Here is a 13,577-nt window from a genome sequence, read left to right as displayed (position 1 = left end):
CAAGAATGAAGAACAATCAGAAAAAAACAAGCTTTGCTGCGCAAAGCCGGGAGCAAGTGCTGGCGGAAATGCAGCATTCTCAGATAGATGTATTAGTGATAGGCGGCGGTATTACGGGAGCGGGCATCGCGCTTGACGCCGCGGCACGTGGAATGAAGGTTGCGCTGGTGGAAATGCAGGATTTTGCAGCGGGGACTTCGAGCCGTTCGACGAAGCTTGTTCACGGCGGTTTGCGTTATTTGAAGCAGCTGGAAATTGGCGTAGTGGCAGAGGTCGGCAAGGAGCGGGCTATCGTATACGAGAACGGACCGCATGTGACGACGCCGGAATGGATGCTGCTGCCGCTTTATAAAGGCGGTACCTTTGGTAAATTCTCGACATCGATCGGCTTGCGGGTATATGACTTTTTGGCAGGAGTAAAAAGAAAAGAGCGCCGCATGATGCTGAGTGCAGCTGATACGCTGTCGAAGGAGCCTCTTTTGAAGCGCGATGGCTTGAAGGGCGGCGGCTATTATGTGGAATATCGTACGGATGATGCGCGGCTGACGATTGAAGTCATGAAAAAGGCAGTGGAAACAGGCGCTTTGTCGGTCAATTATGCGAAGGTGGAGACGCTGCGTTACGGCAAGGATAATAAAATAACGGGCGCGTTGGTTAAAGACACCGTTAGCGGTAAATCATATGAGCTTACGGCGTCTAAGATTATAAATGCAACCGGCCCTTGGGTAGATGATATCCGTGAAATGGACGGCTCCAAGAAAGGGAAAACACTTCGCCTAACCAAGGGCGTTCATCTTGTATTTGATAAAAGCAGATTTCCTTTGCGGCAAGCGGTTTACTTTGATACGCCGGATGGCCGCATGGTGTTCGCAATTCCACGCGCAGGGAAAACTTATTTCGGTACAACGGATACCAACTATAAAGGAAATGCGGTTAATCCCGTCATGACGCTGGAAGATCGCACTTATCTGCTTAAGGCAGTAAACTTTATGTTTCCCGAGCTGAAGCTGGTCGAAGCCGACGTGGAATCAAGCTGGGCAGGTCTTCGTCCCCTTATCCAGCAGGAAGGAAAGTCGCCTTCGGAAATATCCCGCCGGGATGAAATCTTCGTATCAGAATCCGGCTTGATTTCAATTGCAGGAGGCAAACTGACAGGCTATCGCAAAATGGCGGAGACGGTCGTCGATAAGGTCGTCGAGCTGCTAGCTCAGGAAGGCAGCACTGTTCATTTTGCCAAAAGCAAAACCAAAGCGATTCCGATGTCAGGCGGAGACTTAGGCGGATCAAACGGTTTTGAGCCTTTTGTGCAGAAGAAAACAGCCGAAGGCGCCCAATATGGATTTACGAAGGAAGAGTCGGCTTATCTTGTTGGACGCTACGGTTCAAATGTCGACCAACTCTTCGCGATGTCGCAGAGCACGGCGGAATGGGCTGCTGCTTTTGAACTACCGCTAGTGCTGGCGGTTCAGCTGCGCTATTCTCTAGAAGCGGAAATGACTGTGAAGCCCGTAGATTTCTTCATTCGCCGTACTGGCGATTTGTTCTTCAGAATCGGATACGTGAAGCAGTGGAAGGAAGCGGTTATTGCTGCAATGGCGGATCGTCTCGGCTGGAGCGGGGAGCAGCGAGCTGTTTATACAGCGGAGCTTGAGGAAAAGCTGGTAGAAGCCGTTGAGCCGCTGCGCAGCTAACCGAATGATTAATTGGGGTTGTACTACTATTTGATAAAAAGCTGAGTGAGGCGCAGAAATGCGCCTCTTTTTTTGTGCATCAAAATGGGTTGCAACAATAGGATATTTTACATATAATACATATGAGCACATGTTCATATGTTATTTTATAAACGAAATCGGTTATGAAACGGACAGTTGAGAAGCAGACTAATAAGGTCTGGCGCAACGGAGCGGGGGAAAACGGTATGAGCAAATCACATGATGGCAAACATGAACCAAGCTTACGGGCTGCTGGCAATGGGGAAAAAGAACAGCATGGGCAAACTCACAATCACGGCGGCGAGTCATGCAGCCATTCTCATGAGCAAGGACAATCCCATGAACACCACGGACATGACCATAAGCATGAGGCCATAAAGAAAGCAGTGTCAAAAGATGACAAGCACAGCCATGGTGGCCACTCGCACGGCGGTCATCACCACGGACACCATCATGGTCATTCGCATGGCCATCATGGACACTCGCATGCGCCTAATAATAAAGCCGGMCTGCTGATCGCATTGGTCATAACTGCGGGCATCATGGTTCTAGAGTTTGTTGGAGGGTTAGTAACTAACTCACTTGCGCTATTATCTGATTCCGGACACATGCTTAGCGACACTGCGGCGCTCGCGTTAAGCCTGGCGGCCATGTGGTTTGCCGTGCGCCCGAGATCTTCAAGCCGAACCTACGGCTTTCATCGTTTTGAAATTTTGGCCGCGCTGCTGAACGGCATTACGCTGTTTGTTATTGCTGCCTTTATCATTGTAGAAGCATTCAAGCGATTCGGAGAACCGCCTGCCGTAGCAAGCGGGACTATGATGATTATAGCCGGCGTTGGCCTGCTCGCCAATCTTGCAAGCGCATGGTTTCTCATGAGGAAAGCGGATGTGAAGGACAATTTAAATGTTCGAAGCGCATATCTCCATGTCATTGGCGATGCAATCGGATCGGTAGGAGCTATTATAGCCGGCATACTGATGTCATTATTTTCATGGTACATTGCGGATCCTATCATCAGTGTTATCGTTGCGCTGCTTATTTTGAAAAGCGCATGGGGAATCATCAAATCGACCGTTCATATTCTGATGGAAGGAACGCCAGCGAATGTGGATGCTGATCAGGTTGAGGCGACGCTGCTTCAAATTCAAGGAGTAAAAGCGGTGCATGATCTCCATATATGGACGATTACCTCCGGGCTCGATTCCTTGAGCTGCCACCTTGTCGTAGAGGATACCGTCGATTGCCAAATCGTGCTGCAGGAAGCGATTGGGCAAATTGCAGAGGAGTTTCAAATCGAGCATACGACGATTCAAATCGAGAAGTCGCTGCTGCTGCATCCTGAATTAAAAGTGTAGAGGCGAAGAGATTTTAATTAAAGCTATAACTAGAACAGCAGGCCGCTGATGCTTATAGGGATAAGCACATCGACCTGCTGTTTTTTCATATATAAGAATTTATAAGTTTTCACTTATAAATGGGCTTATATATCTCCGCGAAACGACTGCTTTTGCCACAGAGGACGGCGACAGCCGTTTACGCTTGATATCATTCGTTTACTGGACATCAGAAGCAGCTTTCGTTTTATACACCTGCGAGCCTACCAAGAAAGACACGACGCCCCAGAGCACCATGATGCCAATGCCTATCCAGAATGTGCTTGAAGCTGCTCCGGAATTATAGATAAGGCCGTCACGCATACCTTCGACGAAATAGGTGAGCGGAAGCATTTGCGTGACCGGCTGCAGCCAGGTCGGCAAAGTTTCGAGCGGGAAAAAAACGCCGCTTAGAAACATCATCAGCATGCTGGCAATGTTGGCATACCCCATATAGGCCTCAATGGTTTTACTGAACGAGGAAAAGAGATAACCCATGGCGTTAAACACCAATCCGCCAGCAATGAAGGCAATGACTAAAGTGAGAACGTTGATATGGAGATTGGCGCCAAAGCCGAAAACGCCGATCAACGTTAGGATAATGATTTGAAAAATTCCGAGAATGAGCTTAACGAGCATGCCCGATAGTCCGTAAAGCCCCATTTTGGCCGGCGTCATTCGCAGCCTCTTCATCAAGCCATTCCTGCGCATCTCAACAAGGCCAACCATGCCGAACAGGCCGCCCTGTGCCACGGACAGACCAATCATTCCTGTAAGCAGGAAGTCCGCGTAACTTAAATCATCAGCGCCGGAGGAAATCGCAGTTCTCGTTAAGCTGTACATAGGTGTTGCATTGGCAACCTTCCAATTCGTCTGTTGAATGAGTTGATCCAATATGCCGGCGACGACTTGCGTCGTTGCGCCCTGCTCATCGGCTTTGTTTACGATTAGCTGTATCGTCGTGGAGCTGTCCGATTCGGGAAGAATGATGAGAGCGGCGATATCTTGGTTTTCAACAAGCTCATTGCCGGCTTCCTTGGTAACGGGCTGCTCTTCCGTGAATTCAAGCACCGGGATTTGCTGCAGCTGCTCCAGCAGCATCGCCGAGGCTGCATTTGGCTGCGAATCGACAATAGCGATTTTGGCTTTAAAGCTGTCACTCGAGCCGCCCCCGAAAATAATCATGAATAAGACCATTAAAATAATCGGGAAAAAGATATTCCAGAACCATACCTGTTTCTCGCGAAACATCATTTTCATTTGTGCAGCGAACATTTTGGAAAATTGCTTTGCGCTGCTCATCTAATCCCTCCACTCCTTTCCGGTGAAGGCGATAAATACGTCCTCCAGGCTCATTTCACGAATGGAAATTTGCTCGACGCGGTAACCGCGGTCCTTTGTAAAGCCGAACAGCTCATAAAGGGTTTCCTCTGGCTGTGTCGTCCACAGCTGGAGCGCGTCGCCCTCGCGGCTCGTTCTGACGACTGCGGGCTGGAGCTGTGCAATCTTTTCAGTCTCCATGGCGGCCTCCGCTCCGTCGAGAAAGGTGAGTCTGACCTCGCGTTCCTTCGTAAGACGGTCAATTAGGGCAGCCGGTGTGTCCAGCGTAACGATCTTGCCTTGGTCAACGATACAGACGCGGTCGCTCAGCTTCTCGGCTTCTTCCATGTAATGCGTCGTCAAAATAGTCGTTTTGCCGAGTGCTTTAAGCTTGAGCACAATGTCCCAAATATTTCGTCTGGCCTGCGGATCCAGCCCTGTGGTCGGTTCATCGAGGAATATAATAATTGGGTCATTAATGATCGCGAGTCCGATGGCGAGCCGCTGCTTTTGGCCGCCGGAGAGCTTCTTGACCTGCTTGTTTCGTTGATCGGTGAGATTAATCATCTCAAGGACTTCCGCTGCTGGCTTGCATTTCGGATAAAAGGTAGCGAACAAATCTAAATTTTCTTCTACCGTGAGTAGGTCGAATAAAGCGCTGGATTGTGGCTGGACGCCGATGGATGTTTTAATTTGCTCGCTGTTTTTGGCCCAATTTAATGCGCCGAACTCGATCTGGCCTGCGTCAGGGACCTGAAGCCCTTCGATCATCTCGAGCGTAGTCGTCTTGCCTGCACCGTTCGGACCGATAATCGTAAACACCTCGCCGGCCTCTACCGTGAAGCTAATGTCGGCAACGGCGCTGACGGCTCCGAAGCTTTTTTTTAAATTCCGCACCTCTAACACGGGCATTATGTAACCTCCTCAAAGTTTTGTGAAGCAAAACTCACTTCGAAAGCATAAGCTTAAGTTTTGTGAAGCAAAACTCGCATCGAAAGCATAGGCTTAAGTTTTGTGAAGCAAAACTCACTTCGAAAGCATAGGCTTAAGTTTTGTGAAGTAAAACTCACTTCGAAAGCATAGGCTTAAGCTTTGTGAAGCAAAACTCGCATCGAAAGCATAAGCTTAAGTTTTGTGAAGCAAAACTCGCATCGAAAGCATAAGCTTAAGTTTTGTGAAGCAAACCTTGCTTCGAAAGACAGGGGAATCCGGTTAATTGTTCGGTTACCGTTATTTTAACCGTATCCATTTTATGAGAGTACGGTCCTGAGCATGCTTTTGGACTCCGTCTGTAGGAGGAGAGGGAAATATTGTCTGTTATAAGATCTGAACAAGTCTGTAAAGCTGCTATGGAGATAAAAGTTGATCAACAAGTGATAGAGTGACGAGGTGCGTGCGGACTGCTGGATGCTGGAAAAAAAAGCTTTCTTCCGAGAAGCTTGGCTGCTGAAAATTCACATTAACGGGAAAACCTCCTGTTAATTCGTCAGCAGCAGGCATAGTTACCATATTAACTGGAAATAATCCCTTTAATTTCGCTTTTTCATCCCCTTGCAGGGATAATCAACTGAATTAGCAGGAGAAAATCCTGTTAACTGTGGCGATCAAACCGTCTCAGCAAATATAACAGGGGTTTTTCCCGTTAATTTACCCGAAGGTGCACGAAGAGTGATAGCAGCTTGATGCTCGCTGTAAAATAAGTAACATTTTTCTAATTTCTGACGTTTAGGATGATATACCGTTTAAGAAAGAGGGATGGTTCCAATTTTGAAAAATATCGTAATCGCTTTGCCGATTCATTTTATGGCATGGGTTATTCTATTAAGTTCCTTGGTATTTGAGCCATTCCATTGGTTTTTGATACCGAATGTCAATAACACGCCAGCAATGATCACCGTTTCAAAATGGTTAATTCAATCGCTGTTCGTTACTTATCTATTCAGTTTTTGCATTTATAAAATGCGGGGAAGCTCAAATTTTACGAGGAAAGATTGGAAGGTCATTTCTATACATATTGTTTTCTCTATCATTCATATTTTGGCTATCAGCGCTTTTATTTTTATAGTGGCTGGATTTGAGGATTTATAGGTTTAACATGACTAAATAGCTGGAAGCCTATAGGATCAATGATGTAAGAGGAAATGGTTATATACTAGCCGGGAGAACATTAAGGAGTTTTTCATGAGGATTATTGTGATGATTATTTTCATTTTGTTAACGGGATGTACGTCTATGGAGCTTTGATGTCGATTACGATGGACATGGTTTTACTATTGATGAACTATGATCTATTAATATGAAAAGAAAGGCAGCCGGCCCAACTGGGATCGGCTGCCATTTCTCATGGCTGTTGAGTGGAAAATATGAAATTATGTACAAACATCTTACTCTTTTTGTTTGTTTTGTTAAGCATATAATTAGTGTGAGCTACGAAATACAAGGCTGAGGAAGTATTATTTTTCTATCTTTTTTATTGAAGTAAATGGAAGAAATAGATGGTACTATGATGGGAATGAATCATGACAAGGGGGAAATACAGGATGATGATCGAACCGCGAAAATTAGGCTATAAGGATTTCCCAGCTTCTCGTGCAACTGCGGACGGGATGAAAATTTTATCTTTCGATGAAGAGGCTATTTATTGCAGCGTGGTGTACAACCAGGAATATTGCGTACGGGAAGGATACCCTTTGCATATGCATCTCTTACTGCCGTCTCAGCACGAACGACCGGAGAAAACATGGCCGTTGATCGTCTTTATTCAGGGATCAGCATGGAGAAAGCAAACACTGGAAGCCAATTTGGCGTCGCTATCGTGGATAGCTAGAAAAGGCTACGCAGTGGCCATTGCCGAATATCGGCCATCGGAGGTGGCACCTTTTCCTGCACAGATACAGGACGCCAAAACCGCGATTCGCTTTTTGCGTAAAAATGCAGCCCAATACAAAATCAATCCCGACCAAGTTGCTGTATGGGGGGATTCCTCCGGAGGACACACGGCCGTGATGACGGGGCTTACTTGGCAGGAGCAGGAACTGGATACGGAATTGCTCGGAGAATATTCTTGCCGGGTGAATGGCGTTATTGATTATTATGCACCTACAGACATTAGTCAAATGAATAGGGCTCATTCCACCATGGATCATATTGGGCCGGGAAGCCCGGAAGGCATGTTGATCGGCGGATTAAATGTACTGGAAAACCTGGACAAAGCAGCGCCCACGATTTGCATGAATTATGTGTCGGAACAGGTTTCCATTCCTCCCATCTTAATCATTCATGGCAACAAGGATCGATTGGTTCCTTTTGAGCAAAGCATTTTGCTATACAACTGCCTAAAGGAGAACGCGAAAGATGCGGAATTTTACCAGATACAAGGGGCTGATCATGGCGGACCTGCCTTCTGGTCGGATGAAACTCTTGAAATAGTGGAGAGCTTCCTGCAGAAATGTTTGTCTTAAAAAATAATCTGAAGCTAGGTGAACAAACATGGACCAGCAAGCCGTCATTCATCCGTTATTATTAACATTGCAAGAGAAATCAGAGCAATTATTTGGTTTTAAAATCGTCTCATGGGCGCCGATTTCGCTCGGCTGGCTGAACTTAAAATGGAAGCTGGAAACAGATCAAGGTGATGTATTGCTTAAGCAATACCATTCCAAAAGATATAAGAATGAGAATGTTTTGATTCGGGCGCTGGAACAGCAGCAAAGATTGTTTGAGTCGGGTATGCCTTGTCCACAATTGCTAGCTATAAATGGGACTATTCTACATACCTTTTCGGATGAAAAGTTTGTTATTATGCAATTTTGTACCGGGGAAATCGTGAAACCAAAAGACATGAACATAGACAAAATGTATGATCTCGGCCGGGTCACAGGCAGGATGCATCGGATATTGAATGATGGTTCTCTCCGCGAAGAAGGAAACACGCAATTTATACCACAAAATCGCCAAGAGAGAATCAGCCACTGGAGCAACGTGATCGAGGAATTAAAAAGTAAGAATAACATGAATTTAATTAGCCATATCGAGCTGCAAATGAATTTATCCAAGACGATAGACATTGAATCTTTTGGAAAATCCATACCGGGATGGAGTCATCGTGACCTATGGGTGGATAACTTATTGTTTGACAAGGATCAGGTTTCCGCCGTGCTCGACTTTGATCGGTTAAATTATGACTATCCGGAATTAGATGTTGCCAGAGCTATCTTGTCTTGGTCATTACATAATGGGAACTTCCGAACCGAACTCGCTTCGGCTTTTCTCCAGGGTTATCGTACCGTAAATGAATTTCCCGCCGGAAAGATAGTTAGCTCCTTAAGGATGTTATGGTATTTGGAGTCTGTTTGGTGGATTAACGCAAGTATGGAACACCATAATAGGGTTCAGGCCAGGTTTGCTGAGGAAATGACTTGGCTAGCTGAAAATGATGAGCAGCTTCCTGTAATGCTTGGTGACTTATAAACATTCGCGCCTATTAGTAGGATTAAGGAGTTGATCAAATGAATGAATTAAAGAAGAAAGCTTACAGAACGCTAATTTATCAAGCTTTCCTAGATATAAAAATCAGCGGTAATTTCAGTGAAGACAACTTTAATATGAATTTCCGAATAGCGCATGCATTTCATAATCTAGCGGAGTACTCCATTAATGATTTCGAAGAATTCGATGAGGGGAGTTTTTGGAGTAGAATGGCTTTGCTAGAGGATCAATTTGAGCTGCAACACTATAGAAAAATATTTGATGACATGATGATGAACAACTAAGAACGAAGTATCACTAATTTGGCTGTATGAATTAGCTCTAATTAAATGGCAAGGTCTATAGGCTTGGAGTGGGGTGAAAATACTTGCAGTGGAGTAAATTAAAAAAACAACTTGATTCTAGAGTATGCAGCGCCTTGAGAAGGCGGATTGTATTTCACAGTACCAGATATAGAGGGACACATGATCAGGTAGGAAAAGCGTGGATTACTTTTGATAATGAAATGATTCATGATTTTTGTACTATAAATAGAGAATATAAACGTAATACTCTTGCTTCAGAATTAAGTAAGCAAAGCCATTCAACGAATGATTCGGAACCTGCACAAAGAGAAAACTACTATCGTGCTTCTCGTATTGCAGATAAAGAAATGGTAAGGCAAGGTATCCATAGTCAATTTGAATTTTATTATGCTGTGGAAGAGTATCTTAACCTTTCCATAAATGAAGCCTTAGCATCAACGAATCCAATCATAAGAGCATTATCCATATTAGATAGGAGATTGGGAAAACAAAGACTGATATGCATACGTGACGATCATCCCATCGTTAATAAATTACTTATCATAAGGATTCTTGTTGAGTATATCGAGCCCCAAGAGATAAATTTATCCTGACGGGGAAAATCAGCCCGAGTAATTTGAAAAAGCCATCCTTAAACAGGATGGCTTTTTCTAGAGTGATGATATTCTGATTTTCTCAGCAGATAGGACTTATGTCTTTCACACAAACAAGAGTTGAATAGATTTAGGTAATAATTAAACCAGCAATCATGCCATAGATATCGAATGTTTACCATGATATTCATGCATTCCCCTCCTAAGATTGATCACCTCTGGCTGGCTGCGCATTTACATCTACCTATATCCTTCGGAAGGATTTGTGAATTTTAGTCTGTGTAAAAGAAGTAATATCTATTAGCTAGAATACGCGTGAGAGGTGAGGGGGTGGAGGAACAGCGACGGTCGATTTTCACATTCAGGAAGAGCTTAGAAACGAAAAGTAAAGCATATATTCTTTTCGCTAAGCATATGGTTTGTTTAGGTTATTAGCCCATTATCTTGTTGAAGGCGGGTTTTAGGCTGAAAGGGGGATGGAGCATGGTAACGAACAATTCACAGCGGAACGACACGGAACTAAACAATGAATGGATTCCGCTCATTCCTTTGGAGCAAATGGAACAAACCGAATATGATGTCCTTATTGTCGGTTCGGGAGCGGGAGGCGGGGCAGTTCTCTCCCGTTTATGCCGGAGCTGGGGGTTAAACGGAAAAAAAATCGGCATGGTCGAAAAGGGTGGATTGCTGCTTCCCACTCATTTTTACAATATCTCTACTTATTCTCTCCCGCGCTTTAAACGATACTTTGATCAGGTCTCGTCTCCCGTAAATCAAACTCTCTTTAGAGAGCTGTTCGCCTTAGGAGGCAGAACGCTCGCATGGCAGCTGGTGTCACCGCGAATGCCTGCATCAGAAACGGTTGACTGGCCTGTGCCAGCTAAGGAGCTGGCTTACTATTATTCCGTCGCCGAGAGGGCAATGAGGGTCTCCTCATCCTACCAATCAGGCTCTTACTATACTTCTATTTTATTGGACCGTCTTCATGCATACGGGTTTCCGGAAGCCGTTTCTATGCCCATTGCGGTTGACCGAGAATCAACCAAGTACGGGCAGCTATACTCCAATGCCGCTTTCAGCACCATTATCCATCTTGCCGAGGCGTTAAACAGCAGGCCGTATGATCTGGCGGTTCATGCGAATGCTGTGGAAATTTTAACCGAAGGAAAACAGGTCGCAGGCGTAAGAGTAATGTCACCCGATAAGAAATCATATACGTTAAAAGCGAAAAAGGTCATCTTATCGGCGAGTACATTTCAAAGTCCGCGCCTTTTGTTAGCCTCCGGCATACCAGGGCAAGCCATTGGCCATTACCTGACTACGCATTCCCTGCTTGGATTGACGGGTTATTTCGACCGGAGACAATTTCCCGAGGTGCTCGGCGCACTCGGTATTTTGCTGCCAGGTCAACCGGGTCGTCCTTATCAAGTGATGATTGGCGGTCCGCCGGAGGAATTCAACGCCTATCAACAGTATCTCGTAAAACCGCTGCAGGAGGAATTAAGAGTAGTTGCAGGCGCTTTTGGCGAAGTGGAATCACGTTATGATAATCAGGTCACGCTGGATAGGGCGAAAACGGACGAGTACGGCGTACCTGACATTCGGGTGGACTTTTCATACAGCGAGAGGGATAGAGACATTATCCGGCAAATGAGGCTAGGGGTCAGGCAGCTGTTCACAGCTATGCATGCAAATAAGGTCGATCAAACAGAAGGGCCTCTTATCGAGGCGATTCATGACGGGGGAACCTGCAGGATGGGGGTTGATCCCGCTGTTTCTGTGACAAATCCCTATGGTGAGGTGCATGGAGTCTCCGGTTTGTTTGTTGCCGATAATAGTGTTATTCCGACGAGCGGAACCGCAAATCCTACGCTAACCACTGTAGCGCTGGCTATACGTACGGCGGATTATATTATACAAAGCTCAAGTCTGCCGCTAAGGTAAGGGGGGCTATCCATGACAAAGAAAAAAGCGCTCATTGTCTCGGGCGGCTTTGAGCCGCATCAGCCTCAGGAGGTAGGGGCGCTGCTGACGGGATTATTGCTATCCGAAGGCTTCGAGGTGGAACAGCATTCAAGCTGGGATGTAATGGACGATAAAGAAAAGATTGATCGGCTTGACCTTATCATCCCGAACTATACGGAAGGGACGATTACAAAAAATCAGCTTGATAACTTCTTGCATGCGGTCTCTAATGGCACGGGCGTCGCTGGTCTGCATGGAGGAATGGGCTATGCCTTTCCATGCGAGCAGCGCTATCAATTAATGGTTGGGGGCGTTTTTGCTGCACATCCCAATTATCATTTTACGGTCAGGATCATGGATCGAAATCATTTTATAACCAAAAAGCTGCCCGATTTCACTCTGACGACCGAGCATTATTTTATGCTGATCGATCCTTCTATTTGCGTGCTTGCGACTTCTTATTACAAATGTATTTCCCCGGAAGTATGGCGGCCTGTCATGATGCCGGTCGTATGGGTTAAAAACTATGGCAAGGGACGCGTTTTTTACAATGCAATCGGCCATACGGCAGATATCGTCAAGCTGCCGGAAGTGTTGACGCTTATGCAAAGGGGAATGTTGTGGGCTGCAAGGTGATATCGCCTGATTAGAACGCTCTTTGAACAAACCATATGAATCCAAAGAGTAGCACTACAATGGATACACTCGGCATAAACCACTTATTTATGTTAACCAAGCGTTTACTTAAGAAAAGAAAAAGCGGGAAAACCAAAGATACAATGAGAATCTGCCCAACTTCAATCCCAAGGTTAAAAAACAGTAGTGAGACCGCTAAATGGCTTCCGCCTAAATTTAGTTCTGACAAGATTCCAGCAAACCCAAAGCCATGAATTAATCCAAAGGCGAAGGCAATCCAAGGAGCGTGTTTGGATTCGGGTTGGAAGATATTTTTGAGTGCGACATAAACAATACTTAACGCGATTGCAGATTCAACCAGTCCCCCAGGCAATTGAACGATATTTAAGGTTGCTAGGGCTAGCGTGATGCTGTGAGCAATCGTAAAGGATGTAACGAGGTAAAAGATATGTCGAATCGTTTTGGCACCAATAAGTAAACTGATAACGAATAAGATATGGTCATAACCCGTGAAGATATGTTTTAATCCTAACGAAAGAAATTGTTTCGCTTGGGTTATAAAACTCATCTCTCCAACGTTCAACTCTCTAACTTCGTAGGTGAAAATAAACTCCTGTTGTTTTCCTCCCATTTGAACCTTTGCCATGTTCGCATGGCTCGGATCACTATCTTCAAAAAAAACGTTGTAATCAACAATTAAAATTTCGGGTTCTTTGCTAACAGAGTAGGATTGCATGATATCAATAAATGGCCGTTCATTGACCAATGTAACATCCGCTTGGTTGAGTGTTCCTTCAACGGGATGGTTATCTGCGTATACGAGTAAATGAGTATCCAAATATTGTTCGAGTGGAACCTTGTTTTGAGAGATGATTTTATTTAATTCCTCAAGGTTGTCAATTTTCTGTTCATCCACCTCGAAACCAATGGCATGGCTTAGTTCAATAAAATCGAGTTGAAGCCGATAACTAATCCTTTGATCATGAACATTTATCGTAGAATAGCCCTCACTGTTATTGCTGTGTGCGCTCACATCAGGCGACGCGTTTACGAGAACAAGGCCTAATAATAAGAATAACCATGTAAACTTCAATGCTGAGACACATCCTTTTTGTACGATCATAATGAAAGGACGAGGAGCGAATGAACAGAACTCCCCGTCTTTGACCAATAGAGTGCGTT

Annotated in this window: 12 protein-coding genes; 9 read left to right on the top strand and 3 right to left on the bottom strand. The window is 45.2% G+C overall.

Going from position 1 to position 13,577, the window contains the following annotated elements; all coding sequences use genetic code 11:
• Positions 1-5: 5 nt before the first annotated feature.
• Entirely contained in the window at positions 6-1,691 is a 1,686-nt protein-coding gene (locus AC1DLI_RS12805; protein WP_477603087.1) for a glycerol-3-phosphate dehydrogenase/oxidase, read from the top strand.
• Positions 1,692-1,918: 227 nt separating this feature from the next.
• Positions 1,919-3,070, top strand: coding sequence for a cation diffusion facilitator family transporter (locus AC1DLI_RS12800; protein ID WP_477603085.1), 1,152 nt, complete (start codon positions 1,919-1,921; stop codon positions 3,068-3,070).
• Between the two features lie 198 nt (positions 3,071-3,268).
• Here the strand turns inward: AC1DLI_RS12800 and AC1DLI_RS12795 are convergent, their stop codons facing one another.
• Both AC1DLI_RS12795 and AC1DLI_RS12790 read right to left on the bottom strand, forming a co-directional pair.
• Complete coding sequence (locus AC1DLI_RS12795; protein ID WP_477603083.1) at positions 3,269-4,390, bottom strand: ABC transporter permease; 1,122 nt, start codon at positions 4,388-4,390, stop codon at positions 3,269-3,271.
• A complete protein-coding gene (locus AC1DLI_RS12790; RefSeq protein ID WP_477603081.1) occupies positions 4,391-5,320 on the bottom strand; it encodes an ABC transporter ATP-binding protein in 930 nt (309 codons plus the stop codon).
• A gap of 855 nt (positions 5,321-6,175) precedes the next feature.
• On the opposite strand from AC1DLI_RS12790, the gene AC1DLI_RS12785 reads away from it, so the two are divergent.
• The 7 genes from AC1DLI_RS12785 to AC1DLI_RS12755 all read left to right on the top strand — a co-directional run bounded on the left by AC1DLI_RS12785 (position 6,176) and on the right by AC1DLI_RS12755 (position 12,395).
• A complete protein-coding gene (locus tag AC1DLI_RS12785; protein ID WP_477603079.1) occupies positions 6,176-6,496 on the top strand; it encodes a hypothetical protein in 321 nt (106 codons plus the stop codon).
• 452 nt (positions 6,497-6,948) lie between these two features.
• Positions 6,949-7,869, top strand: coding sequence for an alpha/beta hydrolase fold domain-containing protein (locus tag AC1DLI_RS12780; RefSeq protein WP_477603077.1), 921 nt, complete (start codon positions 6,949-6,951; stop codon positions 7,867-7,869).
• A gap of 28 nt (positions 7,870-7,897) precedes the next feature.
• Positions 7,898-8,878 (top strand): phosphotransferase, encoded by a 981-nt coding sequence (locus AC1DLI_RS12775; protein ID WP_477603075.1) that lies wholly within the window; start codon positions 7,898-7,900, stop codon positions 8,876-8,878.
• Positions 8,879-8,916: 38 nt separating this feature from the next.
• The gene (locus AC1DLI_RS12770) at positions 8,917-9,180 is read left to right on the top strand and encodes a hypothetical protein (protein WP_477603073.1); all 264 of its coding nucleotides are present in this window, start codon (positions 8,917-8,919) and stop codon (positions 9,178-9,180) included.
• A gap of 83 nt (positions 9,181-9,263) precedes the next feature.
• Positions 9,264-9,794, top strand: coding sequence for an SF0329 family protein (locus AC1DLI_RS12765; RefSeq protein ID WP_477603071.1), 531 nt, complete (start codon positions 9,264-9,266; stop codon positions 9,792-9,794).
• A gap of 483 nt (positions 9,795-10,277) precedes the next feature.
• The gene (locus AC1DLI_RS12760) at positions 10,278-11,738 is read left to right on the top strand and encodes a GMC oxidoreductase (protein ID WP_477603069.1); all 1,461 of its coding nucleotides are present in this window, start codon (positions 10,278-10,280) and stop codon (positions 11,736-11,738) included.
• A gap of 12 nt (positions 11,739-11,750) precedes the next feature.
• Positions 11,751-12,395 (top strand): ThuA domain-containing protein, encoded by a 645-nt coding sequence (locus tag AC1DLI_RS12755; RefSeq protein WP_477603067.1) that lies wholly within the window; start codon positions 11,751-11,753, stop codon positions 12,393-12,395.
• A gap of 10 nt (positions 12,396-12,405) precedes the next feature.
• Here the strand turns inward: AC1DLI_RS12755 and AC1DLI_RS12750 are convergent, their stop codons facing one another.
• Positions 12,406-13,488, bottom strand: coding sequence for a HupE/UreJ family protein (locus AC1DLI_RS12750; RefSeq protein ID WP_477603065.1), 1,083 nt, complete (start codon positions 13,486-13,488; stop codon positions 12,406-12,408).
• Positions 13,489-13,577: the final 89 nt, after the last annotated feature.

This window comes from Paenibacillus sp. 01T443, assembly GCF_056398325.1.
The sequence above is the reverse complement of the archived record's forward strand: the minus strand, read 5'-3'. Positions and strand labels throughout refer to the sequence as shown.

Excerpts from the sequence above, each read along its gene's own strand:
- AC1DLI_RS12795 (WP_477603083.1), bottom strand. The coding sequence starts at position 4,390 with ATGAGCAGCGCAAAGCAATTTTCCAAAATGTTCGCTGCACAAATGAAA.
- AC1DLI_RS12755 (WP_477603067.1), top strand. The coding sequence starts at position 11,751 with ATGACAAAGAAAAAAGCGCTCATTGTCTCGGGCGGCTTTGAGCCGCAT.
- AC1DLI_RS12760 (WP_477603069.1), top strand. The coding sequence starts at position 10,278 with ATGGTAACGAACAATTCACAGCGGAACGACACGGAACTAAACAATGAA.
- AC1DLI_RS12770 (WP_477603073.1), top strand. The coding sequence starts at position 8,917 with ATGAATGAATTAAAGAAGAAAGCTTACAGAACGCTAATTTATCAAGCT.
- AC1DLI_RS12790 (WP_477603081.1), bottom strand. The coding sequence starts at position 5,320 with ATGCCCGTGTTAGAGGTGCGGAATTTAAAAAAAAGCTTCGGAGCCGTC.
- AC1DLI_RS12775 (WP_477603075.1), top strand. The coding sequence starts at position 7,898 with ATGGACCAGCAAGCCGTCATTCATCCGTTATTATTAACATTGCAAGAG.
- AC1DLI_RS12780 (WP_477603077.1), top strand. The coding sequence starts at position 6,949 with ATGATGATCGAACCGCGAAAATTAGGCTATAAGGATTTCCCAGCTTCT.
- AC1DLI_RS12805 (WP_477603087.1), top strand. The coding sequence starts at position 6 with ATGAAGAACAATCAGAAAAAAACAAGCTTTGCTGCGCAAAGCCGGGAG.